Source organism: Amycolatopsis benzoatilytica AK 16/65 (assembly GCF_000383915.1).
Classification (GTDB): Bacteria; Actinomycetota; Actinomycetes; order Mycobacteriales; family Pseudonocardiaceae; genus Amycolatopsis; species Amycolatopsis benzoatilytica.
Window position 1 is genome coordinate 3,234,155 of the sequence record NZ_KB912942.1, and the last position, 25,225, is coordinate 3,259,379.

Genomic DNA, 25,225 nt, shown 5'->3' on the forward strand with positions numbered 1-25,225 from the left:
ACGTTGGCCGCGTCGCCGCATCCGAGGAGGCGTCGTGTTCTCAGCCGTCCTGGCCGGACCCCGGGTCACCGTGCACCTGATCCGAAGGCTGTTCGCGTCCGCGCTCGAGGCAGCCGAGACCGTCCCGCGGATCGCGACCGCGCTCGACGAGGTCCGCGCGACGCTGCGCCACCTGGAACGGCTGCTCGCCTACGTCGCCGAAGAACTCCCCGAACTGACCGACCAGCTGGACCGCATCCGCGCCCAGGTGGCCGCCCTGGAAACCCGCGCCGAAGAACCCGCCGGACGCGAATAGCCCATTACAGCGTGGCGACAAAGCGGCTGACCGCTTCCATCGGGAATCGCTGCAGGTATTTTCCCGCCGGGGCCGCCGAGGCAAGCCGGTAGAGCGGCCGTTCCGGCACCGCGTCTCCGCGGGCTTCCGCGCGCAGCTCCGCGACCAGCAGCTCGGAGAACACCAGGCCGTTGGCATCGGTGTTGTTCAGCACCGCGTCCGCCAGCCGGCGCAGCTGCAGCGCGCCGAGTTCGCGGCCGCCGGTGCCGGAGAACACCGCCAGGTCGAGCTTTACCGCACGCCGCCGGCGCGGGACGGTCACCAGGAGCGAGACAGTGCGGCTGCCCCGGACGTCGCTGATCACCACGTCCATCCGGGGCGCTTCCAGCAGGTCCATCCGCCGGGTGCCCCAGGTGCGGACCACCAGTGTGGTGCCCTCCAGCCAGATCCGCCTGCGGTACGCGTAGAGCACCACGTACACCAGCGGCAGCCCGACGACCGCGGCGACGATCAGCCCGGGCAGCTGCCCTCCGATCAGGCCGACGATCCCGCCGAACCCGGCGGCGACGATCAGCACGCCGAACACGCCCGACCAGAGCCGGCGCTTGCGCAGTTTCGGCTCGTCGGCGAACAGCGGCACCCGCTCCGCGGCCGGTTTGTCGTCGGTCATTCCGCGGCCCCCGGCAGGAACGGGTTGGCGGCGCGTTCGCGGCCGATGGTCGTCGCCGGGCCGTGGCCGGGCAGGACGACCGTGTCGTCCGCGAGCGTGAGCAGTGTGCGCAACGATCTCTCCAGGTCGGCGCCGGATCCGCCGGTGCGCCCGACCGACCCGGCGAACAGCGTGTCCCCCGTGAACACCAGCCTGCCACCCTCGCCGGACTCGACGGCGAACGCCACCGATCCCGGCGTGTGCCCCGGCAGCGGGAGCACCCGGACGGCCAGCCCGGCCGCGTCGAGCACGTCCGCACCGCCGAGCGGTTCGAACGGGCCGTCATACCACTCCGCGTCGCGCGGGTGCAGCCAAAGCGGGGCGCCGTGGCTGCGTGCCAGCTCGGCGGCGGCCCCGACGTGGTCCGGGTGGCCGTGGGTGGCCAGCAGCGCGACCGGGGTCAGCCGGTGCTCGGACAAAGCCTCGGCCAGCGGGGCGGCGGCGCCCTCGCCGGGGTCGACGACGACGCACGGCCCTCCGGCGGCGGGCGCCAGCAGGTAGCAGTTGGACTGCAATGGACCGGCAGCGAACCCGGCGACGAGCACAGCGCTCACCTCCCGGGAAGCGGCCTTGATCACGACGCGGAGAAGACTAGCCGCCCCTGTACAGAGTCCTAACAGGCTGTGCCCATACACTGCCGCTACCTCAGACGTGTGACTTCGAGCGGAAACTGGAGGGCGGGTGGCGACCAACCAGCAGCGCCGAGAAGCCGCTAAGCGCAAACTCGAGCGGCAGCTCGTGCGCCGGGCGGAAAAGGCGAAGCGACGCAAGATCGTGGGCGCTGGAGTGGTCGGCGGTGTCGTCCTCATCGTCGCCGGGCTCGTGGTGTGGATCGTGAACAGCAACGGCAGCAGCGACACGCCCGCCGCCGCCGAGTCGCCGTCCAGCAGCGCGGCACCGGCGCCGAGCGCCACGAACATCCCCACGCAGCGCACCGCGCTTCCCAAGCGCACCAAGGCCCTGCCGAACCCGACGACCTGCTCCTACGCGGCGGACACCAAGCCGTCGTCGAAGAAGCCGACGGTCCCGGACGGCAAGAACGTGCCTTCGACCGGCACCGTGACGATCACGATGAAGTCGACGCAGGGCGACATCCCGCTGACGCTGGACCGCTCGCTCGCGCCGTGCACCGTGAACGCGTTCGAAAGCCTGGCCAAGCAGGGCTTCTACACCGACACGATCTGCCACCGCCTCGGCGTTTCCGGCCTGCAGATGCTGCAGTGCGGCGACCCGGACGCGAAGGGCGACGTGACCACGGACGGCCGTGGCGGCCCCGGGTTCACCGTGCCGGACGAGTTCATCGACGGCATGAAGTACGGCCGCGGCATCCTCGCGATGGCCAACACCGGCCAGCCGAACAGCGGCGGCAGCCAGTTCTTCATGGTCTACGGCGACGCCGAGCTGAACCCGCAGTACACGATCTTCGGCAGCATCTCTGACGAGGGCCTCAAGGTGCTCGACAAGATCGCGAAGACCGGCATCGGCGCGGTCGGCCAGGACGGCATGACCGGCGAGCCCAAGGAACCGGTCAAGTTCACCGCGGTGACCGTCTCCTGACGGCAGGTTCAGACCGAAAGTCCGGGAAGGGGCCCCTTGAGGGAATCTAAGTCTCTCAAGGGGCCCTTCCCGGACTGCGCGACCGTCAGCGGTAGGTGAACTGAGGGGCCCGCCGGTTCAGGAACGCGTCCACGCCCTCCGCGTAGTCCTCCCCGTGCAACGCGGCCAGCCGGATCTCCTCGACCTCCCGGTCCGGCTTCTCCGCCCCCGCCACGATCTTCTCGATGATCCGGTTCATCCCCCGGATCGACGCCTGCGACCGCCCGCACAGCGTCCCGGTGAACCGCGCCGTCGCAGCTTCCAGCCCGTCCGCCGGGAACACGTCGTTGACCAGCCCGACCTCCCGCGCCCGCCCGGCATCGACGAGTTCCCCGGACAGCAGGAAGTACTTCGCGTGCGCCGGCCCGACCAGCGACACCAGCTGCCGCGTCGAGGCGAAGTGGTAGACGATGCCCAGCTTCGCCGGGGTGATCCCGAACCGGGCGTCCTCGGCGGCGAACCGGAAATCGCAGGCCACCGCGATCTGGCAGCCGCCGCCGATGCAATTGCCCTGGACCATCGCGACCGACGGTTTGCGCATCGCGGTCAGCGCCGCGACCGCGGCATCCACCGCCTCGTCATACCGCGCGGCCGCGTCGGCAGTCGATCGCAGCTCCCGGAACTCGCCGATGTCCGCGCCCGCGGAGAAGTGCTTGCCCGCACCGGTCAGCACGAGCACCTTCACCTCCGGATCGGCCTCGACCTCGGCCACCACCCCGGGGATCGCCGCCCACATCCCGTGGCTGATCGCATTCATTTTCTCCGGCCGGGAGAACGTCAACCGGGCCACAGCACCGTCGCGGGTGAACTCGAGTCCGTCCATTCCCGCACCCTAACCGGCACCAGCCCGCAAATCCGGGCGCTGTGAGCCGATCGGCTCACCGCGCAGCCAGTTCCCTCACCTCGCCGAACACCGGCTCCAGCTGGTGCCGCACGATGTTCGCGCAGATCTCAGCCCGCGCCGCGGCGTCCGAAGTGGACAGTCCGGCGAGGGCACCCGACGCTTCCGCCGGGGCGCTTCCCGCCGCCGGCCGCGACCGCGTCGCGAGCTACGACGCCGAGGTCACCCGGTACACGTCGTAGACCCCCTCCACGCCCCGGACCACCTTCAGCACGTGCCCGAGGTGCTTCGGATCGCCCATCTCGAACGAGAACCGCGACACCGCCACCCGGTCCCGGGAGGTGGTGACCGACGCGGACAGGATGTTCACCTTCTCGTCCGCGAGCACCTTGGTCACGTCCGACAGCAGCCGGTGCCGGTCCAGCGCCTCGACCTGGATCGCCACCAGGAACACCGAGGACGACGACGGCGCCCACTCCACCTCGACCAGCCGCTCCGGCTGGTTGCGCAGATCGTCGGCGTTCGTGCAGTCGGTGCGGTGCACGCTGACGCCGCCGCCGCGGGTCACGAAGCCGAGGATCTCATCGCCCGGCACCGGCGTGCAGCAACGGGCCAGCTTCGCCCAGACGTCGCTGGCGCCCTTGACGATCACGCCGACGTCGTTCGACCCGCGACGCCGGGTAACGGTGGACGGCGTGGCCCTCTCGGCCAGCTCCTCCTCCGCCTCCTCGACCCCGCCGATGAGCGCGACCAGCCGCTGCACCACGTGTTTCGCGCTGGTGTGGCCCTCCCCGACCGCAGCGTACAGCGACGAGATGTCACCGTGCCGCAGCTCGGTCGCGACCGAGCCCATCGACTCCGCCGACACGAGCCGCTGAATCGGCAGCCCGACCTTGCGGATCTCCTTGGTGATCGCTTCCTTGCCCGCGTCGATCGCCTCGTCGCGGCGCTCCTTCGCGAACCACTGCCGGATCTTCGCCCGCGCCTTCGGCGAACCCGCGAACTGCAGCCAGTCGCGGCTCGGCCCGGCAGTCTCCGCCTTCGACGTGAAAATCTCGACGACCTCGCCGTTCTCGAGCTTCCGCTCGAGCGCGACCAGCCGCCCGTTCACCCGGGCGCCGATGCAGCGGTGGCCGACCTCGGTGTGCACCGCGTACGCGAAGTCCACCGGCGTCGAGTCCGCGGGCAACGTGATCACGTCGCCCTTCGGCGTGAACACGAAGATCTCGCGCGCGGCCAGCTCGTAGCGCAGCGATTCGAGGAAATCGCCCGGGTCCGCGGCCTCGCGCTGCCAGTCGAGCAGCTGCCGCATCCACGCGATCTCGTCCAGCTCCATGCCGCTGTTGCTGGCGTGAGTGCCCTTGGTTTCCTTGTACCGCCAGTGCGCGGCGATGCCGTACTCGGCCGTGCGGTGCATGTCGTAGGTGCGGATCTGCACCTCGAGCGGCTTGCCGTCCGGCCCGATCACCGTGGTGTGCAGCGACTGGTACACGCCGAACCGCGGCTGTGCGATGTAATCCTTGAACCGCCCCGGCACCGGCTGCCACAGCGCATGCACCACACCCATCGCGGCATAACAGTCGCGCACGTCCTCCACCAGGATCCGCACACCGACCAGGTCGTGGATATCGTCCAGGTCGCGGCCGCGGACGATCATCTTCTGGTGAATCGAGTAATAGTGCTTCGGTCGCCCCTCGACCTTCGCGGTGATCCGCGACGACACCAGATTGTTCGTCAGGTCCGCGATCACCTTGCGCAAGTAGGTGTCACGCGAGGGCGCGCGGTCAGCGACCAGCCGGACGATCTCGTCGTACTTCTTCGGCTGCAGAATCGCGAACGCGAGATCCTCCAGCTCCCACTTGACCGTCGCCATGCCAAGCCGGTGCGCAAGCGGAGCCAGCACTTCGAGCGTCTCACGCGCCTTGCGAGCCTGCTTCTCCGGCGGCAGGAAGCGCATCGTGCGCATGTTGTGCAGCCGGTCGGCGAGCTTGATGACCAGCACCCGCGGGTCCTTCGCCATCGCGATGACCATCTTGCGGATGGTCTCCGCCTCAGCCGACGTGCCGAGCTTCACCTTGTCCAGCTTCGTGACACCGTCGACGAGCTCGCCGACCTTGTCGTTGAAATCCGACTTCAGCTGCTCCAGCGAGTAGCCGGTGTCCTCCACCGTGTCGTGCAGCAACGCCGCGACCAGCGTGGTGGTGTCCATGCCAAGCTCAGCGAGAATGGTCGCGACCGCGAGCGGATGGGTGATGTACGGATCGCCGGACTTCCGCCGCTGCGAACGGTGCAGCTCCTCGGCCACGTCGTAGGCATGCTGCAGCTGCGTCAGGTCCGCGTTCGGATGCATCTCGCGATGGATGACGGCGAGCGGCTCGAGCACCTGCTTGACCGGAGCGGCACGCTGCGCGGTGATCCGCCGCGCCAGCCGAGCCCGGACCCGCCGGGTCGCCGAGGGACTCGGCGCCGCGCCGTTCACCCTCGCCCCGTTCGTCCCGGTCTCCGCGGCAGTGACCCCGGCGTCGAGCTCTTGGCTCACCCGCACCTCCAGCTTGCGTTCGTGCGGCCTGCGAAGCTCCAGCGTAGCCGCTGAAGCTGTGGCGACCGACACCCACGCCCGCTCCCGGGTGACCAGGCCGCCGCCTTCCCTGATTACAACGCGTGGCGAGGGCAATTAATTCGTGTCTTTGGCGCCGACTCCGTCGGCGCGGGCGGGATCGCCTTTAAGTCGGCGTCTGGAGGGAGCGGCGAGCCCGGCCGGGGGCCGGTCACGCCGCTCCCTCCAGACGCCGACGCGATCCCGCGGGGGTGGTCGGGTGAGGGGGGTAGCTGGCCGGAGGGGGGCAGGTGAGCGGTCGCGGAACTGCGGGGGCGCGTGAGCGTTAGCGGTCGCGGGACCGCGGGGGCGCGTGAGCGTTGCGGTCGCGGGACGGCGAGAAGGGGCGAGTGAGGCGGGTCATGCGAAAGGCGCTGTCCCGGAGAGTGGGACAGCGCCTTCGTCACGGCATCTCAAACGTCAGACCTTGCGCAGGGCCTCCACGCTCCGTCCGCCCAGCGCTGCCCGGCCGCCCAGGGAGGCCAGTTCCAGCACCACCGATACGCCGGTCACGGTGGCACCGGCGTCCTCTAGCAGCTTCGCGGTCGCCGCGACTGTGCCGCCGGTGGCCAGGACGTCGTCCAGCACGGCGATCCGCTGGCCCGGCTGGACCACGCCGGCGGGCAGTTCGACGCTGGCCGTGCCGTACTCCAGCGAGTAGTCGACCCGGCCGGCCACCGCCGGGAGCTTGCCCGGCTTGCGAACCAGCACCACTCCGAGGCCGCGCGAGTACCCTGCCGCCGCGGCGAGCAGGAATCCGCGGGCCTCGACGCCGGCGACCAGGTCGGCCTCCGGGTCCAGGCTTTCCGCCAGCGCGTCGGTGACCGCGGCGAAGCCGGGACCGTCGGCGAACAGCGGGCTCAGATCGCGGAACAACACGCCGGGTTCCGGGAAGTCCGGCACCTCCGCGATCAGATCCAGTGCTTCGTCGAGCCTCAACGCTTCTTCTTCCCCGCCGGCCGCTGCTTCGGGTGCCGCGCGGGGACGCCGGACGCCGCCGCGAGCGCCTTTTCCTTGCGGAGTTCGGCCGCCAGCTGGTCGTCGTCGTTGGCGTCGAAGCTGTCGTCGCCGGCTTCGCGCTTCGCGGCCTTCGCCCGGCGAGCCGCCACGCGCTCGGCCTGCTGCCGGTACTGCGGGTCGCGCATCTTGAAGTCGACCAGCAGCGGCGTCGCCAGTGCGACCGACGACAGGACACCGACCAAGGTGCCGGTGAGCTGCACCAGCGCCAGGTCCTGCAGTGTGCCCGAGCCGAGCAGGATGTACCCGACGATCAGCAGCCCGAGGATCGGCAGCAGCGCGATGAACGCGGTGTTGAACGACCGCATCAGAGTCTGGTTCAGCGCCAGGTTCGCCGCCTCGGCGTAGGTCCGCCGCGACAGGCCGAGCAGTCCGCGGGTGTTCTCCCGGACCTTGTCGAACACCACCACGGTGTCGTACAGCGAGAAGCCGAGGATGGTCAGCAGGCCGATCACCGTCGCCGGAGTGACCTCGAAGCCGACCAGCGAGTACACGCCCGCGGTAACCACGATGTCGTGCAGCAGCGAGATCAGCGCGGCCAGCGCCATCCGCAAGTCGAAATAGATCGCCAGGAAGAGCACGACCGCGACGAGGAACACCGCGAGCGCGATCAGCGCCTGGCGGGAAATCTCGTTGCCCCAGGACGCGCTCACCGCGCTGTCGCTGATCGCCTGCTCGCTGGACTTGCCGTTGCTGCCGATCGGGCCCAGGTCCTCGAAGATCTGCTTCTTGACCTTGGCGACCTGGTCCGCGGTGAGCGCCTCGGAACGGGTCTGGATGGTCGAGGCCGCGCCCGCGCCGACGGTCTGGGTCGAGGCCGGGGCCTCGCCGAGGGCCGTGTGGAACGACTTGATCACCTGGTCCTGGGTGATCTGGCCGTGCGAGCCGTGCGCGGGCAGCTGGATCTGCGTGCCGCCCTCGAACTCGATGCCGATGTTGAAGCCGCGGAACACCATCGAGGCGAGGCACACCAGCACCAGCCCGACGAAGAACAGGTACCACTTCTTGCGCGAGCCGACGATGTCGACCGCGCCGGTGCCCACGTAGAGCCGGTGGAAGAAGCTTTCCTTCTTGCCCGCCGGCGCGGAGCTCGTGCCCGACGGCTGTTCGGCGTCTGTGCCCAGGTCTTCGATACCCACGTCAGGCCTCCTTCACGTTCGCGCGACGACCCGGAGCCGGACGCGTGGACTTGCGCTGGGCGCCCAGCTTCTGCACGGCGCCGAGGCCGAGGTTCTTCGGGTTGGACAGGAACTTCGACTTCGACGTGGACACCATCGCCACCAGCGGGTGGGTGACCAGGTAGACGACCACCAGGTCGAGCACCGTGGACATGCCGAGGGTGAACGCGAAACCCTGCACGTCGCCGACCGCGATGATGTACAGGATGGCCGCGGCGAGGAAGCTGACCGCGTCCGAGGCGAGGATCGTGCGCCGGGCGCGGGCCCAGCCGCGCGGCACCGCGGACCGGAACGACCTGCCCTCGCGGATCTCGTCTTTCAGCCGTTCGAAATAGATCACGAACGAGTCGGCGGTGATGCCGATCGCGATGATCAGGCCGGCGACGCCGGCGAGGTCGAGCGTGTAGCCGATCCAGCGGCCGAGCAGCACCAGCACCGCGTACACGAGCAGGCCGGACATGATCAGCGACCAGATCGTCAGGATGCCGAGCAGCCGGTAGTAGAACAGGCAGTACACGAACACCACGAGCAGGCCGATCGCGCCGGCGATCAGGCCGGCTTCGAGCGAGGCAAGGCCGAGCGTCGCGGACACCGTGGTGGCGTCGGACGAGTCGAACGACAGCGGCAGCGAACCGTACTTGAGGATGTCCGCCAGGTTCTTGGCGTCGGCCTGAGTGAACTTGCCGCTGATCTGTGTGTTGCCGCCGAGGATCGCGTTCTGGACGGTCGGCGCCGACACCACGTCGGTGTCCAGCACGAACGCTGCCTGCTTGCCGACGTTGGCCGAGGTGAAATCGCCCCAGGCCTTGCTGCCCGCGCTCTTGAAGTTCAGGTCGACGACCCACTGCCCGTTCTGCTGGTTCAGGCCGGAGTTCGCGGACGCGATCTCAGTGCCGGGGATGATCTCCGGACCGAGCACATACTTGTTCGCGTCCTTGTCGCCGCAGGTGACCAGCGGCTGGTTCGGCAGGTCGTTGCCCTCCAGCGGGTCGGACACGTTCGGCGCGCACGTCAGCGCGGCCAGCGCCTTCTGCTGCGCGGCCTGCGCTGCTGCTGCTTCCTGCTGGTTCTTGGGGTCCTTCGGCACGAGCGCGGCCGCCTGGCGCAGCGCGCGGGCCTCCTCGATCGGGTTCTTGCCGTCGGCCGAGGCGGGCGCAGAGGGCGTCGCACTCGGCGGCTGCTGGGCCGGGGCACCGGCCGCTCCCCCGCCGCCGGCTGGCTTGCTGGGCGAGGTCGCCGGAGCGGACGGGCTGCCGGTCGCCGAGGGGGCACCGGACGCGGGCGGAGCGGCCGGAGTGTTCGGGACCGAAGTGATGACCTCGCGGATCCCGAGCTTCGCGGTGCGGCCGAGGTTCTTCGCCTCGTCGCCCTGCTCGCCCGGCACCGTGATCACGATGTTGTTGCCGTCGAGCAGCACCTCCGCGCCGCCGACACCGATCCCGTTCACCCGGGTCTCGATGATCTGGCGCGCCTGGTTCAGCGACTCTCGGGTGGGCTGGCCGCCGTCGGGCGTGCGCGCGGTGAGCGTGACCCGGGTGCCGCCCTGCAGGTCGATGCCGAGTTTCGGCGTCGCTTTGCCGCCGCCGGTGAAGAACACCAAGGCGTACAGCACGACCACGATCAGGGCGAAGAAGGCGAGATAGCGTCCCGGGCGCAGATGCCCGGCCGATGGTGCCACGGTGCGTCGGTCTCCTCGAACTGGCACGGACTGGGTCGACCCCAACTGGTGCGGCGCGCGAACCGGAAGGGGTCCTCCGGACGCGGCTGGGCGTGAACTATGACGTCGAACACGCACGCAGCACCGAGACAGTACTCGGTGCTGCGTGAGCCCTGCGTTCGCCCGTACCGACTTTCGTCGGCTGTGGGCGGTTCACTGCCCGGTGAGCGGGAAGCTACTTCTTCCCGTGCTCGAGCGGGGGCGCCACCTGCGCACCGGAGGTCTGGTTCTCCTCGGCGGAGATCGTCTCCTGCGCCGGGGCTTCGGCCGGAGTTTCGACGGCCGACGCGACGCCGGACTCCTCGGACTCCTCGGGCTCGACGGCCGGCTCGACCTTCTCGCGCACCGCGAGACGCAGCCAGGTGGTGACGAGGCCCGGCGCGATCTCGATGTCGATGGTGGTGTCGCCGGAAGCGTCGGCGACCGTGCCGTACAGACCGGAGGTGGTCATCACGCGGTCGCCCGGGGCGAGACCGTTCTGAAGCTCTTGCTGGGCAGCCTGCTGCTTCTTCTGCTTGCGGGTACCCATGACGAGCGGGACGGCCACCACGAGCAGCAGCAGCAGCGGCAGCAGCATTGAGTTCATGATTCTCCATTCGACGGACGCCGGCGCACGCCGCCGAGGCCCGGTTTGGGACGGGTGTGCTCTTCTCGAGTGTGCCAGGTACCGGCGGAAACGCCACCACCCGGCCCGCCGTCGGCCCTCGTCAGGGCTGGTCGAACAGCGTCGGGCCGCCTGCTTCTGCGCGGCCTGCCTCGGGCGGCGGAACCAGTCCGAGGTGCTCCCACGCCGCCGCGGTCGCGACCCGGCCGCGCGGCGTCCGGGCGAGCATACCGGCTCTGACCAGGTACGGTTCGCACACTTCCTCGACCGTGGTGGCCTCCTCGCCGACCGCGACCGCGAGCGTCGAGATGCCCACCGGTCCCCCGCCGAACGAGCGGGTCAGCGCGCCGAGCACGGCCCGGTCGAGCCGGTCCAGGCCCAGCTCGTCGACGTCGTAGACCTTCAGCGCGGCCTGCGCCACCTCCAGCGTCACCTTGCCGTCCGCCCGCACCTCGGCGTAGTCGCGGACCCGGCGCAGCAGCCGGTTGGCGATCCGGGGCGTGCCGCGCGAGCGGCCGGCGATCTCGGCGCAGCCGTCGCGGTCGATGTCGATGCCCAGGATGACCGCGGCGCGCCGGACGACCAGTTCGAGTTCGGCGGCGGAGTAGAACTCCATCTGGCCGGTGAAACCGAACCGGTCGCGCAGCGGACCGGTCAGCGAACCGGACCGGGTGGTGGCCCCGACCAGGGTGAACGGCGCGATCTCGAGCGGGATGCTGGTCGCGCCCGGGCCCTTGCCGACGACCACGTCGACCCGGAAGTCCTCCATCGCCAGGTACAGCATCTCCTCGGCGGGCCGGGCGATCCGGTGGATCTCGTCGATGAACAGGACGTCGCCGGGGGCCAGGTTGGACAGCATCGCGGCCAGGTCGCCCGCCCGCTCCAGCGCCGGGCCGGAGGTGATCCGGATGGCCGCGCCCAGTTCGGCGGCGACGATCATCGCCATGCTCGTCTTGCCGAGGCCGGGCGGTCCGGACAGCAGCACGTGGTCCGGCGGCACGCCGCGCCGCCGGGCGCTTTCCAGGACCAGTTCCAGCTGCTCGCGAACGCGTTCCTGGCCGACGAACTCGTCCAGTTTGCGGGGCCGGAGGCTGGTTTCCAGGTCGCGTTCGCCGGTCTGGGCGAGCGCGGACAGCGTTTCGTCGTCGGCTTCGTAGCCGCCGGTGTCGAACTCGGTCACTTCGTTCATCGGCTGTTACCGCTTGCGGCCCAGCGCGGCCAGCGCCGCGCGCAGCACCGATGCCGTGGTGTGGCCGTCGCCGTCGGCGAGCACCCGGTCGACCGCCTGCTCGGCCTGCTTCGCCGCGAAACCCAGCCCGGCCAGCGCTTCCACCACCTCGCCGCGCAGCGCACCCGGCGCGGCGACGACCGGCGCGTCGCTGGTCGAGCCGAGCGCGGTGACCTTGTCCCGCAGTTCGAGGCTGAGCCGCTCGGCTCCCTTGCGGCCGATGCCGGGGACCTGGGTGAGCACGGTGATGTTGCCTTCGACCAGCGCGGCCCGCAGCTTGTCCGGCTCCAGCACGGCGAGCGTGGCGAGCGCGAGCCGCGGCCCGATCCCGGACACCGTCTGGAGCAGGCCGAACAGCTCGCGCGCGTCCTCGTCGGCGAACCCGAACAGAGTCAGCGAGTCCTCGCGCACGACGAGCGCGGTGTGCAGCCGCGTCTGCTCGCCGCGGCGCAGCGTGGCCAGCGTCGCCGGGGTGGCCTGCACGGCGAAGCCGACCCCGCCGACCTCGACCACCACGTGGTCGAGCCCGACGGACAGCACTTCGCCGCGTACCGAGGAGATCATCGTCGTGCTCCAGTTTCGTTCTGCTTCATCGCTTTTTTCGCCGCCGCGGCGAGCCGGGCCTGGTGCGCGCGGGCCAGTTCGGCGGCCCGCGCCTCGGCCTCGGCGAGCCGGACCCGCATCGGCTCCCGCCAGAGGTGGCAGATGGCGAGCGCGAGCGCGTCGGCGGCGTCCGCCGGATGCGGTTTGACCTCAAGCCCGAGCAGCCGCATGACCATGGTGGTGACCTGCGCTTTGTCCGCCCGGCCGGAGCCGGTGACGGCGGCCTTGACCTCGCTGGGCGTGTGGAAGACGACCGGCAGCCCGCGCCGGGCCGCGGCCAGCGCGACCACGCCGCCGACCTGCGCGGTGCCCATCGCGGTGCGCACGTTGTGCTGGGCGAAAACCCGCTCCACGGCGACCGCTTCGGGCCGGTACCGGTCGAGCCAGCGCTCCACCTCGTCGGCGACGCCGAGCAGCCGGCGGGCGAGATCGTCCTCGGGCGGGGTGCGCACGACGCCGACCGCGACCGGGCGCACCGAGCGGCCTTTGCCGCCGTCGACCACGCCGAGGCCGCACCTGGTCAGACCGGGGTCGACCCCGAGCACCCGCACCGTTTCTCCTCCGCCCGCGCGAACATTAGTTCGAGATGCAGGCTAACGGTCGGGGTCCGGCGTCTCGTGGACGGACACGCGAAACCTCGCGGCGAAACCCGGTCAGGGGCCGTCGACGCCGGGAGTCCAGCTCTCCGGGTCTCCGCTTTCGGTCAGCACCGGCTGCCACTGCGCGAAGCCTTCCGGAGCGCCCGGATGCCACGGGAACTGCCCTTCCGGGGTCGCGACGATCATCTGCAGCGCCGGGAAGTCGCCGTCCGGGTAGACCAGGAACGCCGACCCGAAGTACTCCGGGTAGTGGCCTTTCGCGACCCGCTCGAACACCACCGGCGCGCCGTCGAAGAAATCGTCGTAGCGACGGCCGACCTCGAAGATCTCGCCGTTGGCGGAGCGGTCGACGTAGGCGTCGAGCAGCACTGGGGCCATCTGGTCGGGCAGCCCGACCACGACCGCCTCGGGGACGTTGTGCAGCGCCCACGCGCACGCGGTGAAGCAGTAGCCCGCGCCCTGGTCGTCGGCGGGCACGGCGATGACCGCGTTCCCCCGTTCCCGCGCCTGGGTTTCGATCCAGGCGATGAGGCTCTGCTCTTGCTCGGTGAGGGCGGAGGTCGTCACGGGCGACATTCTGCCCCACGCGCGCCCATGATCCCAGCCCCCGCGCCGGTCATTTTCCGCGGCATGCCAAGGATTCCGCGAATTCCCCTGCACCGCAACGGAATCCGCGACGCAAAACGGCCGCGCCCGGGAACCCCGGCGGCGCGGCCGTTTCGCTCTCGAATGGATCAGTCCACCGCGTCCGCGGCCTCGTCCGGCCCGCGGAATCCGGCGCGGTGCGCGGACGTCGCCATCGCCCCGGTCAGTCCACCGCGGCCATGACCTCGTCCGACACGTCGAAGTTCGCGTACACGTTCTGCACGTCGTCGCAGTCCTCGAGCGCGTCGATCAGCTTGAAGACCTTCTTCGCGCCGTCGACGTCGAGCGGCACGCTCACCGACGGCAGGAAGGTGAGCTCGGCCGACTCGTACTCGAACCCGGCCTCCTGCAGCGCCTTGCGCACCGGCACCAGGTCGGTGCCCTCGGAGACGATCTCGAAGTTCTCGTCGAGGTCGTTGACCTCCTCGGCCCCCGCGTCCAGGACGGCCATCAGGACGTCGTCCTCGCTGGCCCCCGCCTTGGGCATGATCACGACGCCCTTGCGGGTGAACATGTAGGCGACCGACCCCGGGTCGGCGAGGGAGCCGTTGTTGCGCGTGAGCGCGGTGCGGACCTCCATCGCGGCGCGGTTCTTGTTGTCGGTGAGGCACTCGATCAGCACCGCGACGCCGTTCGGGCCGTAGCCCTCGTACGTGATCGTCTGCCAGTCGGCGCCGCCCGCTTCCTCGCCGGCGCCGCGCTTGCGCGCGCGCTCGATGTTGTCCTGGGGGACGGAGTTCTTCTTCGCCTTCTGAATGGCGTCGTACAGCGTCGGGTTGCCGTCGGGGTCTCCCCCGCCGGTCCCGGTGCGAGCGGCGACCTCGATGTTCTTGATCAGCCGCGCGAAGAGCTTGCCCCGCTTGGCGTCGAGGTTCGCCTTCTTGTGCTTCGTCGTGGCCCACTTGGAGTGGCCGCTCATCTTTCCTCCATCTGTTCCCGCGGCCGCGTGCCTCCCGGAGCGGCCGCCGCAATCCTTTTGCTCAGGCTTCTCGCACGAGCTCGACGAACAGCCGGTGCACGCGCTCGTCCCGGGTGATCTCCGGGTGGAACGCCGTGGCCATCACCGCCCCCTGGCGGACGGCGACGATCCTATCCGCCCTCGGCCCGTCCGGCGGGTCGTCCGGGTCGGGCACGGTGGCCAGCACCTCGACCCCGTCGCCCGCCTTCTCCACCCACGGGGCCCGGATGAACACCGCGTGCAGCGGACCGCCGGGCAGTCCGGCGAACGGGAGGTCCGCCTCGAACGAGTCGACCTGCCTGCCGAACGCGTTGCGCCGCACGATCACGTCGAGACCGCCGACCTGCTGCTGGTCCGGACGCCCGTCGAGCACTTGCCGGGCCAGCAGGATCATCCCCGCGCACGAGCCGAACGCGGGCAGACCGCCTGCGATCCGCTCGCGCAGCGGCTCGAGCAGCTCGAACGTCTCGAGCAGCCGAGACATCGTCGTGGACTCCCCGCCGGGCAGGACCAAGCCGTCCACTTCGGACAGCTCGGACGGGCGGCGCACCGAAACCGCGCGGGCGCCCGCGCTCTCCAGCATCGCGACGTGCTCGCGCACGGCGCCTTGCAGGGCGAGCACGCCGACCGCCGGCCGTGCTCCCGTAGCTGTCGCCACCAAACCTCCCGTGAGACGTTCGCACCAGCTTAGGGGGGCCGACCGGTGCGCTTCCGGCCAGGTCAGGCGGGCGGCGCGGGGGCCGCCGACCACCCGGCCGGAGCTCCGGCGGCCGACCCCGGGCCGGCACGAAGTGGACTGCTGAAATTCGTCACCAGTGGACACCTCGAAGGTGATCTCCACTGGCACCGGGCCGACGGGCTTCCGCTCCGCCGTTCCCGTTGTCCATGGTAGGCCGACCAGGAACGCACTGGTCAACGCTCCCCGACCGGAGAACCGATCGATTTCCGGCTCGAAAAGTGGCCTTCCGAGATACCTCGTCAATGGCCTGCCTCAGCGGTCCACCGGCGGCCTACCCTTGAGAGCAGGACCCATCCGTCTTCCGAGAAAGGCCCGCAAGGTGTCGCAGCAGCAGAACGCCGAACCCCAGACCGTCACCGGCACCGCGAAGGTGAAGCGCGGCATGGCGGAGATGCTCAAGGGCGGCGTGATCATGGACGTCGTCACCGCCGAGCAGGCGAAGATCGCCGAGGACGCCGGCGCGGTCGCGGTCATGGCGCTGGAGCGCGTGCCCGCGGACATCCGCGCGCAGGGCGGCGTCGCCCGGATGAGCGACCCGGACCTGATCGACGGCATCATCGAGGCGGTGTCGATCCCGGTGATGGCGAAGGCCCGGATCGGCCACTTCGTCGAGGCGCAGGTGCTCCAGGCGCTCGGCGTCGACTACATCGACGAGTCCGAGGTGCTCACCCCGGCCGACTACGCCAACCACATCGACAAGTGGGCGTTCACCGTGCCGTTCGTGTGCGGCGCGACCAACCTGGGCGAGGCCCTGCGCCGCATCACCGAAGGCGCGGCGATGATCCGCTCGAAGGGCGAGGCCGGCACCGGCGACGTCTCGAACGCGACCACCCACATGCGCAAGATCCGCGGCGAGATCCGCCGCCTGCAGTCGCTGCCGGAGGACGAGCTGTTCGTCGCCGCGAAGGAGCTGCAGGCGCCGTACGAGCTGGTCAAGGAGGTCGCGGAGGCCGGCAAGCTGCCGGTCGTGCTGTTCACCGCGGGCGGCATCGCCACCCCGGCCGACGCGGCGATGATGATGCAGCTGGGCGCGGAGGGCGTGTTCGTCGGCTCGGGCATCTTCAAGTCCGGCAACCCGGCCCAGCGCGCCGAGGCGATCGTGAAGGCGACGACGTTCTTCGACGACCCGGACGTGCTGGCGAAGGTCTCGCGGGGTCTCGGCGAGGCGATGGTCGGGATCAACGTGGAAGAGCTGCCGGAGCCGCACCGGCTCGCCGAGCGCGGCTGGTAACGAGCAGGCATTCGCCGCTGCCGCGGCGGCGTATTTCCGGACAACCGGCGAGGGGCCAGCGCCCCTCGCCGGTTGTCGCGTGGACGCCCGATTCTCGTCTGCGCGGCCCGTGCGCGAACGCCGGTCCCCTCGCATGAGTCACCGAGCGAAACGGGCAGCCGAACCCTTCGCCTCCCGGCGCGGATTCGCCGCAGCCGACGGTTGCCCGGCGCGTTCGCGGGTATCCGTCAGCGTGCAGTCGCGAACCGGGCTCAGGGAATCCCGCATCGAGGGGGCGCTATGACCGAGACGACCGGACGGGAACGACGGACCTCGCGGGCGCACTTCCGGCCGAGCGCTCCCCGGCTGGCATCCCGCGGCGCTGGCGGGAACGCCGCGAGCCGGCCGGCAGGCTGGGCCATGGCGCTGCTGACGAGCGCAGGCGTGGTTCAGCTGTCCATGCTGGCGGACACGCTCCGGCCCGACCGTCCGGATCTCGGTTCCGGGTACGTGAGCGAGCTCGAGGCCAGCGGCGTCGCCGGCGCGCTCTGGTTGCGGTGCGGGTTCGCGCTCGCGGGCGCTCTCGCCGCCGCGGCCGGTTCGCTGATGGTGGCCCGGACCAGACGGCACGGTCCACTGTGGAGCGGCCACATACTCGAACCAGCAGCCTGGGCAGCGCTGGCCGGATACGGTGGCTGCTCCGCGACCGCCGACCTTATTCCGATGCCCTGCGCGCCGCATCTGTCCGCCGGATGCCAGGCAGGGCCGACCGGGCGAGCGCTGAGCTGGACCGACATTGCGCACAGCGTGCTGAGCACGCTGACTGTCGCCTGCCTTCTCCTCTGCACGGCTTGCTTGGTTCTGCTCTGGTGGCAGGCCAGCCGGCGGGATCCGCGGCTCCGCGGCTGGGCGGCCCGGGGTCTTGCGGTGCTCGTGGGGGGTCTGCTCGCGGAGTCGGCTTCGGGGCTCGGCATCGAACTCGGCCTCGCGACCGGCAGTCTCAGTCGGCTGGCCATCGGCTTCGAAGCTGTCTCGCTGCTGTTTCTGGCGACTGCGGTCGCCCCCGGCACGTTCCGGACCACGGTGCCCGCTTCTGCCCGAGGCGGCCCGGGAACGCGAAGCTGAGCGGCCAGCCGCCGCGACCGCGGGCTGTCCCCTCCGGTGCGCACGGCGGCGCTTTCCGCGAAGACTGCTGGCTTTTCTCTCGCGCAGAGCCGGAGAGCCCTATCCAGGCTGCTCCTCGGCCGCCGCGGCCAGCCCCTGCAGCACAACGCCGGCTGACGCCAAGCCGTCCGCGATGCTCCGCGCATCCGCCCGAGCCTGACCGAGAGCGTGGCCTACCGCGGTCACCGCATCGACAGCCGCGCCGACCGGGTGGCCACGCCGCTCGATCCGCCCGCCCAGCAAACCGTCCTCCAACAGACGCTGAAGCGCTGGCAACACTTCGGCTACGTCGTCGGCCAACAGCCGCAACGCGGCGACGACCCGAGACAGCTCCTCCGGCTCGCTCCGGGCCGTCGCCTCCAGCGTTCCGGCAAGACGGCGAGTCGCCGACCGAGCCTGCGCGGCGAGCAATGACGGCGGGACCGACACGACCAAGTTCATACTTCGAGATACCCGGCTGGCGACGAGCGAAACTTGATCATGGCGACCGGATGGACGGTTCGCGCGGAGGGCCCGCCGGTTCACGAACGCGCAGCGGGAGATCCGGTTCCGCGGGCCTGGCTGGCATCGCGCGCGCGACCGAATGCTTGCCAGCTCGCCGGCGGCGGCACGAGGAAGGCGATCACGAAGCTGACAAGCCAGGCCAGCAGGCCGGGATGAGCCGCGAGCGGCGCGGTCAGCGACAGGAAAACCCGCAAGGTGCCCGAAATCGTCCATCGCCACCACCGGGGAGTCATTCCGGACGGATACCCCGGAGCCAGAGCCGGAAACCCGGCGGCTACCGCCGTCCGGCTGCCGCGCAAGAGTTCTGTCTGCCCCGCGATCGCGCGCTCGGGTGCCAGCGGATCGCGCGCTTTCGGGATCGGAGACCCGGCCCGCTCAACCGGGACGGGAGATCATCGCCAGCCGGGGCCGCCGGGTCTCCCCCAGCATCGGCCCCGGCCGGTGCGCGCGGCACACCGTGCAGACCACCGCGTGGCTCACTGGCGTGCCGTCCTCCTTGACCAGCCGTCCGACGTGCACCGCTTCGCGTCCGCACTGTCCACACGGGACAGTCGCACTCTGCGGATCGACCAGTAACCTGCTCATTTCCCTCTCCCTTCGACAGTTGCGTCGCCCGGCGGATTACCCGGTGCGTTCCCGGGCAAACCGGACGCTTGCGCATTTTCGGCCTTTCGTTTCTCCCGGGGCGGCAAGCGATCCGGACGGACGGCAGCCGCCCGGCGACGGCTGGCGATTTCTACGCAGAATCCCTTACGCCAGCGCGGAAACCGCAGCGGTCGCCGGCAATTCGAGCACCCAGCCACTCCAGCGACAGCCGCTGTGATCACCTGCGGGTCGAGCGCGAACCCGACCGCGCGGAAGTCAGATGTACTCGGAGATCTCGACCCCGTAAGTTCCCGGTTCCAGCGCCTCGAAGAGGTGCGGCACGTCGCCCGGGTAGGAGATGTAGTCCCCCGGCTGCAATTCCTCGGGCGCCTCCAGCACGCCCACCCGCGCTCGTCCCGCGCACAGCACGATGTGCTCCATCACTCCGGTCATGTGCGGGTCCGACCGCCGCGGCGTGCCGGGCTCGGCGCGGATCAGGTAGATGTCGCGGCGCGCGGAGGGCGGGCAGGCGGACAGCAGCGTGGCCGCGTAGTCGGCGTGCTCGGCGAATACCGTCGGGCCCTTGCCCGCGCGGATCACGCGCACCTTCGGCCGTTCCGGTTCGACCAGGCGGGAGAACGGCACGTCCAGCGCGACGCCGAGCGCCCAGAGCGTCTCGACGCTCGGGTTGCCGGTGCCGGATTCCAGCTGCGACAGCGTGGATTTCGCGAGGCCGGCACGGCGCGCGACTTCGGTCAGCGAGAGTCCGGTGCGGGCCCGTTCGCGGCGCAGCGACTCCGCGATGATCTCCAGGGGCGCGCCGGTGCTCTCGTTCGCCATGTGTGTTCGCTCCATCAGTCTTCCCGTTCGTCTTGACGAACAGCCTGGGTCATGTTCAGCATAGGACACTATGCGTTCGATTTGGCGAACACTCGATCGCGGCCTCGCCCGCGACATCGGCCTGGTATGCCTGGCCGACACTCTCGTCGGAGTCTCCTACGGTGCCATCACGGTGAGCTCCGGCCTCCCGCTGTGGGCGCCGATGCTGTTGTCCCTGCTCGTTTTCGCCGGCGCGTCGCAGTTCATGTTCGTCGGCATCGTCGCCTCCGGCGGCAACCCGCTGGCCGCGGTCGCCGCCGGGCTGCTGGTGAACGCCCGGCACGTGCCGTTCGGGTTCGCGGTCGGCGACGTGCTCGGACGCGGCCGGCTCGGCCGGCTGGCGGGCAGCCACCTGATGATCGACGAATCGGTGGCGTTCGCGCTGGCCCAGCGTGACGCGGACCGGCGGCGCGCGGCCTACTGGGCGTGCGGCATCGGGCTGTTCGTGTGCTGGAACCTCGGCGTGGTGGCCGGTGCGTTCGCCGGTTCGGCGATCAGCAACACCGACGCGTTCGGCTTGGACGCCGCCTTCCCGGCAGTTCTGCTGGCCCTCGTGCTGCCGTCGCTGAAGGACCGCACGGCGCGGCTGCCGGTGCTGATCGGCGTGGTGGTCGCGCTCGTCGCGACGCCCCTGATGCCGGCCGGGCTGCCGGTGCTGCTCGCGCTCGTCGGCGTCGTCGCCGGTGCGGCGGCGAAGGAACCCAAGACGTTGGAAGGGGCGCACTGATGGACGGCGCGGAACTGATCGTCGCGACGCTCGTGCTGGCGGCGGGCACCTTCGCGTTCCGGCTCGCCGGCCCGCTGCTGCGGACCCGGGTCCGGCTCTCCCCTCGCGCCGAGAAGCTGATGACGCTCTCCGCGGTCGTGCTGCTTGCCGCACTGGTGGCGACCAGCGCGTTGACCCAGGGCCACGGTTTCGCCGGGATCGCCCGTCCGGCCGGGGTCCTGGTCGGCGGAGTGCTGGCGTGGCGGAAGGCGCCGTTCGTGCTGGTGGTGGTCGCGGCGGCGGCGACCGCGGCGCTGCTGCGGCTGGCCGGAGTGCCGTGAGCGAAGGCCGGGCGGAACACTCCCCAGCCTGGTCTCGGCTCTCTCGTCTTGCTTCCCGGCGGGTCGCGGGTGTGTGATCGAGGACACAGGTGTTCCGCCCGCCGTCGCTGAGGAGGCCGCCATGGCCGACAAGCAGAACAGGAGTGCCGACACCGGGGCCGCCGTCGCTGTGGACGACCCCGCCAAGGTGCGCAACGTCGTTCTCGTCGGGCCATCCGGCTCCGGGAAGACCACCCTGACCGAAGCGCTGCTGGCCGCGTCCGGCACCGTGCCGCGGGCCGGGTCGGTGGTGGAGGGCACCACGGTGTGCGACCACGACCCGGCCGCGGTGCGCCAGCAGCGTTCGGTCGGGCTTTCGGTCGCTCCGGTGCTGCACGCCGGACACAAGATCAACCTCATCGACACCCCGGGGTACGCCGATTTCGTCGGCGAACTGCGCGCCGGGCTGCGGGCCGCGGACGCCGCGCTGTTCGTGGTCTGCGCCGCCGAGGGCGTGGACGCGGCCACGGTCGCGGTGTGGGAGGAATGCGCTTCGGTGGGGATGCCGCGCGCGGTCGTGGTTTCCCGGCTCGACCACCACCGCGCCGACCCGCTCGCCGAGATCACCGCCTGCCGGGCCGCGTTCGGCGACGGCGTGCTGCCGCTCTACCTGCCCGCGCCCGACGGCCTGGTCGGGCTCATCACGCAACGCCGCTACGACTACTCGGCCGGCTACCCGCCGCGCGTCGGCGAACCGGTGCCGCTGGAAGCGTTCGCCGACCAACGCAACGAACTCATCGAGGGCATCATCGCCGAGAGCGAAGACGAAACCCTCATGGACCGCTACCTCGGCGGCGAAGCGATCTCCGAAGACGTGCTGATCTCCGACCTGGAAACCGCCGTCGCGCGCGGATCGTTCCACCCGGTCATCCCGGTGTGCGCGACCACCGGAGTCGGGCTCGCCGAGGTCCTGGACGGCATCGTGCGTGCATTCCCGTCCCCGCTTGAACACCAGCCGCCCGGCGTGACCAGCCCGGACGGCGCCCCGCACGAGGCGCTGGCAGCCGATCCGGACGGTCCGCTCGCCGCCGAGGTCGTGCGCACCGCGGTCGACTCCTATGTGGGGCGAGTTTCGCTCGTCCGGGTGTTTTCCGGGACGCTCCGGCCGGAGAACGCCGTGCACGTCTCCGGACACGGTCTCACCGAGCGCGGTCACGAGGACCACGACGCCGACGAACGCGTCGCCCACCTGTATTCGCCGCTCGGCGCGAACCTTCGCGAAGTCCCGTTCTGCGTGGCCGGCGACCTGTGCGCGCTGACCAAGGTGGGCTCCGCGGAAACCGGCGACACGGTGTCGTCGCCGGACGAACCGCTGCTGATGAAACCGTGGCGGATGCCCGAACCGCTGCTGCCGGTAGCGGTGGTGGCGAAGTCCCGCAGTGACGAGGACACCTTGTCCCGCAACCTGTCCCGCCTGGTCGCCGGGGATCCGACATTGCGGCTGGAACGCAACGCCGAAACCGGTCAGCTCGTGCTGTGGTGCATGGGCGAGGCGCACGCGGACGTCGTCCTTTCGCGACTGCGCGCGGGCGGCGCGGACGTCGGCACCGAACCGGTGCGGATCAGTCTGCGCGCGACGTTCGCGAAACCGGCGCGCGGGCACGGCCGGCACGTGAAGCAATCCGGCGGGCACGGGCAATTCGCCGTGTGCGACATCGAAGTGGAGCCGCTGCCCCGCGGCAGCGGATTCGAGTTCGTCGACAAGGTGGTCGGCGGCGCGGTGCCGCACCAGTTCATCCCGAGCGTCGAGAAGGGCGTACGCGCACAGCTGCAGCGGGGTGTCCACGATGGACATCCGGTGGTGGACGTCCGGGTGACGCTGGTGGACGGGAAGGCGCACAGCGTCGACTCGTCGGACGCCGCGTTCCAGACCGCGGGTGCGCTGGCGGTGCGGGAAGCCGCCGCGGCCAGCCGGATATCGCTGCTGGAACCCTTGGATTCGGTGCAGGTGACCCTGCCGGACGAACACCTCGGCACGGTCCTGGGCGACCTGTCGTCCCGCCGCGGCCGGGTCATGGGCACGGAATCCGGGCAGGGCGGGCAAACGCTGGTGTATGCCGAGGTCCCGGCGGTGGAACTGCTGCGGTACGCGGTCGATCTGCGTTCGCTGACCTCGGGGACGGCGACGTTCACCCGGCACCATGCCCGGTTCGAGCCGATGCCGGAAGGAGCCGTAGTCAGCTCGTGAGCGGGGACGAGCCGTGAAGGGCCCCTTCAGGGAATCTAAGTCCCGCAAGGGGCCCCTCACGGAATCCAAGTCCCTCAACGGGCCCCTCACGGAACCCAAGTCCCTCAACGGGCCCCTCACGGACGCGCGGTGCGGGGCAGGGCGGGACGCGCGTCAGAACTCGAAGCCGCCCGGCCGCCCGTTCCGGTCCGCGACCAACCCGGCCAGCGTCGCGATCGCGATCTCGGCCGGCCGGCGCGAGCCGATGTTCAGCCCGACCGGCCGGTGCACCCGGGCGATGTCCGGCTCCGCCACGCCCAGCGCGCGCAGCGCTTCCACGTGCGGTCCCGGAAGCCGCGGGTTGCCCAGTACGCCGATCCAGCGCGTCGGCACCGCCAGCACGGCCTGCAGCACCGGGCCCAGCTCCGGCCGGTGGTGATCGGTCACCACGACATCGGCGTCCGGCCCCGGCGACGGCATGGTCGTGCGGACCTCGACGCCTTCGGGAGCGTCGCTCGCGCGCGCCTCGTCCGGCTCGAACAGCACCACGTGATAGTCCAGATCCGCCGCATACCGCAGGAGAAACCGCGCTACCGGCGAAGCGAACACTGCCACCAGGGTCCGCGCAGCGGGCACCTCGACAGTTTCTCCGTGCGCGACCGCACAAGCATCGGGTTCGGTCATGGCCCCAGTCTGCCTCAGAGGTCCGGCTCGGCGAACTCGAAGTACTCCGGCAACGGCGCGGTCCCGGCCAGCTTGAAGTACCGGACCTTCCGCCGCCGCCGCAACGCCAGCGTGTCCCGCACCGCGTCGTTGTGCACCCGGCGCGCGATCACCACGCGGTGTTCCGCGTCGGTCAGTTCTTCGGACAGCACCACCGGCAGCCGCGACCGCTCGACGCGGGCCAGCGCCAGCGTCAGCTCGTTCTCCGCCGCTTCGCGATCGGCGCGGTCGGCCGACTCCGCTTGCGCGGCCGCGCTGTGCAGATCCGAACCGTCGTGCAGCACCGCCGCGACGGCACGGGCGACCACCGCGCGGCGAGCCAACGCCGCCTCGAGCGCGGCCCAGCCGGCGTCGGTCCGTACGTGCAGCCGGTCCAGCCGATTGGCAGTCGCGACCAGGAACAGGCCGCCGAGCACCACGATCACGGCCGCGGCGATCAGCAGCCATTCCAGGAACGTCACGCGAGCTCCCGGTCCCCCGCTGCGACCAGCCGCGGGTCCGCCGCGATCGCGGTTTCGTAGACCCGCAGCACCTGCGTGACCACCACGGCCCAGTCGTACGCGGTCACCCGCTCTCCTGCGGCCGCCGCGAGCGAGGCGCGGCGGGCCGGATCGCTCAGCAGCTCGCGCAGGCCGTCGGCGAGCGCGGCCGGGTCTCCGGTCGTGGCGAGCAGACCGGCCCGTCCGTCGTCCAGGACACGGCGGAACGAGTCGAGGCTGCTGGCCAGCACCGGCGTGCCGGCGGCCATCGCCTCGGTGAGGACCATCCCGAAGCTTTCGCCACCGGTGTTGGGCGCGCAGTACACGTCGACGCTGCGCAACGCCCGGGCTTTCGTCTCGTCGTCGACCTGGCCCAGCAGTTCGACGTGCGGCCACAGCCTCGGCCCGGCCATCCGCCGCAGCTGTTCCGGATCGCCGCGGCCGACGACCAGCAGCCGCAGCTCCTCGAACTCCGGCAGCAGCCGGCGCGCGGCTTCCAGGAGCACTTCCATGCCCTTGCGCGGTTCGGTGAACCGGCCGACGAAGCCGATCGTCCCGCCCGCCCTCGGGTAGCCGTCCAGCGGCAGCGCCCGGGAGAAGAATTCGACGTCGACGCCGTTCGGGATTTCCACCGCGTCGCCACCCGCGTGTTCCACCTGCACCCGCCGGGCCAGCGCGGACACCGCGATCCGTGCGGTGATCTTCTCCAGCAGCGGGCGCAGCACCGGCTGGAACGCCGACAGCGTCCGCGAACGCGTGGTGGCGGTGTGGAAAGTCGCCACGATCGGCCCGTCCGCGACCTTCAGTGCCAGCAGCGAGAGGCTCGGCGCGGCCGGCTCGTGCAGGTGCAGCACGTCGAAGCCGTTGTCCCGGATCCACCGCCGCACCCGGGCATAGGACACCGGGCCGAACTGCAGTCGCGCGACCGAGCCGTTGTACGGGATGCCCAGCGCCTTGCCCGCCGGGTGCACGAAGTCCGGCAGCTGCGCGTCCTCGTCCGCCGGGGCCAGCACGGACACCCGGTGCCCGCGTTCGAGCAGGGCTTTCGCCAGGTCGATCACGTGCCCCTGGACGCCGCCGGGGACGTCGAACGAGTAGGGGCACACGATCCCGATCTTCAACGC

At 70.8% G+C, this 25,225-nt stretch carries 29 protein-coding genes; 8 read left to right on the forward strand and 21 right to left on the reverse strand.

Annotation, left to right across the window (positions count from 1 at the left end):
* Positions 1–34 precede the first annotated feature (34 nt).
* Positions 35–295 carry a hypothetical protein gene (locus tag AMYBE_RS0114795; protein WP_020660172.1) on the forward strand — a complete coding sequence of 87 codons (261 nt, stop codon included), beginning with the start codon at positions 35–37 and terminating at the stop codon, positions 293–295.
* Positions 296–299: 4 nt separating this feature from the next.
* Here the strand turns inward: AMYBE_RS0114795 and AMYBE_RS0114800 are convergent, their stop codons facing one another.
* Both AMYBE_RS0114800 and AMYBE_RS0114805 read right to left on the reverse strand, forming a co-directional pair.
* Positions 300–944 (reverse strand): hypothetical protein, encoded by a 645-nt coding sequence (locus AMYBE_RS0114800; RefSeq protein ID WP_020660173.1) that lies wholly within the window; start codon positions 942–944, stop codon positions 300–302.
* A complete protein-coding gene (locus tag AMYBE_RS0114805; RefSeq protein WP_027927657.1) occupies positions 941–1,528 on the reverse strand; it encodes an MBL fold metallo-hydrolase in 588 nt (195 codons plus the stop codon). Before AMYBE_RS0114805 ends, AMYBE_RS0114800 begins: the two co-directional genes overlap by 4 nt.
* 136 nt (positions 1,529–1,664) lie before the next feature.
* Between AMYBE_RS0114805 and AMYBE_RS0114810 the strand changes: the two genes are divergently transcribed.
* Positions 1,665–2,540, forward strand: a complete 876-nt coding sequence (locus AMYBE_RS0114810) for a peptidylprolyl isomerase (RefSeq protein WP_020660175.1) — start codon at positions 1,665–1,667, stop codon at positions 2,538–2,540.
* An 85-nt stretch (positions 2,541–2,625) separates the two neighbouring features.
* On the opposite strand, the gene AMYBE_RS0114815 is transcribed toward AMYBE_RS0114810, so the two are convergent.
* A complete protein-coding gene (locus AMYBE_RS0114815; RefSeq protein WP_020660176.1) occupies positions 2,626–3,402 on the reverse strand; it encodes an enoyl-CoA hydratase/isomerase family protein in 777 nt (258 codons plus the stop codon).
* A 113-nt stretch (positions 3,403–3,515) separates the two neighbouring features.
* On the opposite strand from AMYBE_RS0114815, the gene AMYBE_RS44870 reads away from it, so the two are divergent.
* Positions 3,516–3,662 (forward strand): hypothetical protein, encoded by a 147-nt coding sequence (locus AMYBE_RS44870; protein ID WP_154676207.1) that lies wholly within the window; start codon positions 3,516–3,518, stop codon positions 3,660–3,662.
* Here the strand turns inward: AMYBE_RS44870 and AMYBE_RS0114825 are convergent.
* The 11 genes from AMYBE_RS0114825 to pdxT all read right to left on the reverse strand — a co-directional run bounded on the left by AMYBE_RS0114825 (position 3,629) and on the right by pdxT (position 15,223).
* Positions 3,629–5,959, reverse strand: coding sequence for a RelA/SpoT family protein (locus tag AMYBE_RS0114825; RefSeq protein WP_027927658.1), 2,331 nt, complete (start codon positions 5,957–5,959; stop codon positions 3,629–3,631). The genes AMYBE_RS44870 and AMYBE_RS0114825 overlap by 34 nt on opposite strands.
* A 477-nt stretch (positions 5,960–6,436) precedes the next feature.
* Positions 6,437–6,955, reverse strand: a complete 519-nt coding sequence (locus AMYBE_RS0114830) for an adenine phosphoribosyltransferase (protein WP_020660178.1) — start codon at positions 6,953–6,955, stop codon at positions 6,437–6,439.
* On the reverse strand, positions 6,952–8,172 hold the full coding sequence (secF, locus tag AMYBE_RS0114835; RefSeq protein WP_020660179.1) for a protein translocase subunit SecF: 1,221 nt from the start codon (positions 8,170–8,172) through the stop codon (positions 6,952–6,954). Before secF ends, AMYBE_RS0114830 begins: the two co-directional genes overlap by 4 nt.
* A 1-nt stretch (position 8,173) precedes the next feature.
* A complete protein-coding gene (secD, locus tag AMYBE_RS0114840) occupies positions 8,174–9,889 on the reverse strand; it encodes a protein translocase subunit SecD (RefSeq protein WP_020660180.1) in 1,716 nt (571 codons plus the stop codon).
* A gap of 214 nt (positions 9,890–10,103) precedes the next feature.
* Complete coding sequence (gene yajC, locus AMYBE_RS0114845; protein WP_027927659.1) at positions 10,104–10,514, reverse strand: preprotein translocase subunit YajC; 411 nt, start codon at positions 10,512–10,514, stop codon at positions 10,104–10,106.
* 121 nt (positions 10,515–10,635) lie between these two features.
* On the reverse strand, positions 10,636–11,721 hold the full coding sequence (ruvB, locus tag AMYBE_RS0114850; RefSeq protein ID WP_020660182.1) for a Holliday junction branch migration DNA helicase RuvB: 1,086 nt from the start codon (positions 11,719–11,721) through the stop codon (positions 10,636–10,638).
* Between the two features lie 6 nt (positions 11,722–11,727).
* Positions 11,728–12,324 carry a Holliday junction branch migration protein RuvA gene (gene ruvA / locus AMYBE_RS0114855; protein ID WP_020660183.1) on the reverse strand — a complete coding sequence of 199 codons (597 nt, stop codon included), beginning with the start codon at positions 12,322–12,324 and terminating at the stop codon, positions 11,728–11,730.
* Positions 12,321–12,914, reverse strand: coding sequence for a crossover junction endodeoxyribonuclease RuvC (ruvC, locus tag AMYBE_RS0114860; protein WP_020660184.1), 594 nt, complete (start codon positions 12,912–12,914; stop codon positions 12,321–12,323). Before ruvC ends, ruvA begins: the two co-directional genes overlap by 4 nt.
* A gap of 102 nt (positions 12,915–13,016) precedes the next feature.
* Positions 13,017–13,538 carry a DUF4262 domain-containing protein gene (locus tag AMYBE_RS0114865; RefSeq protein WP_027927661.1) on the reverse strand — a complete coding sequence of 174 codons (522 nt, stop codon included), beginning with the start codon at positions 13,536–13,538 and terminating at the stop codon, positions 13,017–13,019.
* A gap of 232 nt (positions 13,539–13,770) precedes the next feature.
* Positions 13,771–14,526 carry a YebC/PmpR family DNA-binding transcriptional regulator gene (locus tag AMYBE_RS0114870; protein WP_020660186.1) on the reverse strand — a complete coding sequence of 252 codons (756 nt, stop codon included), beginning with the start codon at positions 14,524–14,526 and terminating at the stop codon, positions 13,771–13,773.
* Positions 14,527–14,587: 61 nt separating this feature from the next.
* A complete protein-coding gene (gene pdxT / locus AMYBE_RS0114875; RefSeq protein WP_027927662.1) occupies positions 14,588–15,223 on the reverse strand; it encodes a pyridoxal 5'-phosphate synthase glutaminase subunit PdxT in 636 nt (211 codons plus the stop codon).
* A 400-nt stretch (positions 15,224–15,623) separates the two neighbouring features.
* On the opposite strand from pdxT, the gene pdxS reads away from it, so the two are divergent.
* Positions 15,624–16,535 carry a pyridoxal 5'-phosphate synthase lyase subunit PdxS gene (pdxS, locus tag AMYBE_RS0114880; RefSeq protein WP_020660188.1) on the forward strand — a complete coding sequence of 304 codons (912 nt, stop codon included), beginning with the start codon at positions 15,624–15,626 and terminating at the stop codon, positions 16,533–16,535.
* Between the two features lie 279 nt (positions 16,536–16,814).
* On the forward strand, positions 16,815–17,639 hold the full coding sequence (locus tag AMYBE_RS0114885; RefSeq protein WP_084470010.1) for a DUF998 domain-containing protein: 825 nt from the start codon (positions 16,815–16,817) through the stop codon (positions 17,637–17,639).
* Between the two features lie 99 nt (positions 17,640–17,738).
* Here AMYBE_RS0114885 and AMYBE_RS0114890 read toward each other — a convergent pair whose 3' ends face one another.
* From AMYBE_RS0114890 to AMYBE_RS0114905, 4 genes are all read right to left on the reverse strand, one after another.
* Complete coding sequence (locus AMYBE_RS0114890) at positions 17,739–18,119, reverse strand: hypothetical protein (RefSeq protein WP_020660190.1); 381 nt, start codon at positions 18,117–18,119, stop codon at positions 17,739–17,741.
* 80 nt (positions 18,120–18,199) lie between these two features.
* Entirely contained in the window at positions 18,200–18,415 is a 216-nt protein-coding gene (locus AMYBE_RS44875; RefSeq protein WP_154676208.1) for a hypothetical protein, read from the reverse strand.
* A 142-nt stretch (positions 18,416–18,557) separates the two neighbouring features.
* Entirely contained in the window at positions 18,558–18,767 is a 210-nt protein-coding gene (locus AMYBE_RS44010) for a hypothetical protein (protein WP_084470012.1), read from the reverse strand.
* A gap of 276 nt (positions 18,768–19,043) precedes the next feature.
* Positions 19,044–19,607: a helix-turn-helix domain-containing protein gene (locus AMYBE_RS0114905; protein ID WP_020660193.1), complete on the reverse strand. Its 564-nt coding sequence runs from the start codon at positions 19,605–19,607 to the stop codon at positions 19,044–19,046.
* Between the two features lie 70 nt (positions 19,608–19,677).
* On the opposite strand from AMYBE_RS0114905, the gene AMYBE_RS0114910 reads away from it, so the two are divergent.
* The 3 genes from AMYBE_RS0114910 (at position 19,678) to AMYBE_RS0114920 (ending at position 22,920) form a co-directional block, all read left to right on the forward strand.
* Entirely contained in the window at positions 19,678–20,373 is a 696-nt protein-coding gene (locus AMYBE_RS0114910) for an AzlC family ABC transporter permease (RefSeq protein ID WP_020660194.1), read from the forward strand.
* The gene (locus AMYBE_RS0114915; RefSeq protein ID WP_020660195.1) at positions 20,373–20,693 is read left to right on the forward strand and encodes an AzlD domain-containing protein; all 321 of its coding nucleotides are present in this window, start codon (positions 20,373–20,375) and stop codon (positions 20,691–20,693) included. The genes AMYBE_RS0114910 and AMYBE_RS0114915 overlap by 1 nt, the downstream gene beginning before the upstream one ends.
* A 121-nt stretch (positions 20,694–20,814) precedes the next feature.
* Positions 20,815–22,920, forward strand: coding sequence for an elongation factor G-like protein EF-G2 (locus tag AMYBE_RS0114920; RefSeq protein WP_020660196.1), 2,106 nt, complete (start codon positions 20,815–20,817; stop codon positions 22,918–22,920).
* Between the two features lie 153 nt (positions 22,921–23,073).
* Here AMYBE_RS0114920 and AMYBE_RS0114925 read toward each other — a convergent pair whose 3' ends face one another.
* Genes AMYBE_RS0114925 through AMYBE_RS0114935 form a run of 3 tightly spaced genes read right to left on the reverse strand, consistent with a single transcriptional unit; the run spans position 23,074 to position 25,222 of the window.
* Positions 23,074–23,583, reverse strand: coding sequence for an XdhC family protein (locus AMYBE_RS0114925; protein ID WP_020660197.1), 510 nt, complete (start codon positions 23,581–23,583; stop codon positions 23,074–23,076).
* A gap of 14 nt (positions 23,584–23,597) precedes the next feature.
* The gene (locus tag AMYBE_RS0114930) at positions 23,598–24,083 is read right to left on the reverse strand and encodes a LemA family protein (RefSeq protein WP_020660198.1); all 486 of its coding nucleotides are present in this window, start codon (positions 24,081–24,083) and stop codon (positions 23,598–23,600) included.
* Positions 24,080–25,222 (reverse strand): glycosyltransferase family 4 protein, encoded by a 1,143-nt coding sequence (locus AMYBE_RS0114935; protein ID WP_027927663.1) that lies wholly within the window; start codon positions 25,220–25,222, stop codon positions 24,080–24,082. Before AMYBE_RS0114935 ends, AMYBE_RS0114930 begins: the two co-directional genes overlap by 4 nt.
* Positions 25,223–25,225: the final 3 nt, after the last annotated feature.

Excerpts from the sequence above, each read along its gene's own strand:
- AMYBE_RS0114800 (WP_020660173.1), bottom strand. The coding sequence starts at position 944 with ATGACCGACGACAAACCGGCCGCGGAGCGGGTGCCGCTGTTCGCCGAC.
- AMYBE_RS0114815 (WP_020660176.1), bottom strand. The coding sequence starts at position 3,402 with ATGGACGGACTCGAGTTCACCCGCGACGGTGCTGTGGCCCGGTTGACG.
- AMYBE_RS44870 (WP_154676207.1), top strand. The coding sequence starts at position 3,516 with ATGTTCGCGCAGATCTCAGCCCGCGCCGCGGCGTCCGAAGTGGACAGT.
- yajC (WP_027927659.1), bottom strand. The coding sequence starts at position 10,514 with ATGAACTCAATGCTGCTGCCGCTGCTGCTGCTGCTCGTGGTGGCCGTC.
- ruvB (WP_020660182.1), bottom strand. The coding sequence starts at position 11,721 with ATGAACGAAGTGACCGAGTTCGACACCGGCGGCTACGAAGCCGACGAC.
- ruvA (WP_020660183.1), bottom strand. The coding sequence starts at position 12,324 with ATGATCTCCTCGGTACGCGGCGAAGTGCTGTCCGTCGGGCTCGACCAC.
- AMYBE_RS0114865 (WP_027927661.1), bottom strand. The coding sequence starts at position 13,538 with ATGTCGCCCGTGACGACCTCCGCCCTCACCGAGCAAGAGCAGAGCCTC.
- AMYBE_RS0114870 (WP_020660186.1), bottom strand. The coding sequence starts at position 14,526 with ATGAGCGGCCACTCCAAGTGGGCCACGACGAAGCACAAGAAGGCGAAC.
- AMYBE_RS0114885 (WP_084470010.1), top strand. The coding sequence starts at position 16,815 with ATGACCGAGACGACCGGACGGGAACGACGGACCTCGCGGGCGCACTTC.
- AMYBE_RS0114890 (WP_020660190.1), bottom strand. The coding sequence starts at position 18,119 with ATGAACTTGGTCGTGTCGGTCCCGCCGTCATTGCTCGCCGCGCAGGCT.
- AMYBE_RS44875 (WP_154676208.1), bottom strand. The coding sequence starts at position 18,415 with ATGACTCCCCGGTGGTGGCGATGGACGATTTCGGGCACCTTGCGGGTT.
- AMYBE_RS44010 (WP_084470012.1), bottom strand. The coding sequence starts at position 18,767 with ATGAGCAGGTTACTGGTCGATCCGCAGAGTGCGACTGTCCCGTGTGGA.
- AMYBE_RS0114905 (WP_020660193.1), bottom strand. The coding sequence starts at position 19,607 with ATGGCGAACGAGAGCACCGGCGCGCCCCTGGAGATCATCGCGGAGTCG.
- AMYBE_RS0114910 (WP_020660194.1), top strand. The coding sequence starts at position 19,678 with ATGCGTTCGATTTGGCGAACACTCGATCGCGGCCTCGCCCGCGACATC.
- AMYBE_RS0114915 (WP_020660195.1), top strand. The coding sequence starts at position 20,373 with ATGGACGGCGCGGAACTGATCGTCGCGACGCTCGTGCTGGCGGCGGGC.
- AMYBE_RS0114920 (WP_020660196.1), top strand. The coding sequence starts at position 20,815 with ATGGCCGACAAGCAGAACAGGAGTGCCGACACCGGGGCCGCCGTCGCT.
- AMYBE_RS0114925 (WP_020660197.1), bottom strand. The coding sequence starts at position 23,583 with ATGACCGAACCCGATGCTTGTGCGGTCGCGCACGGAGAAACTGTCGAG.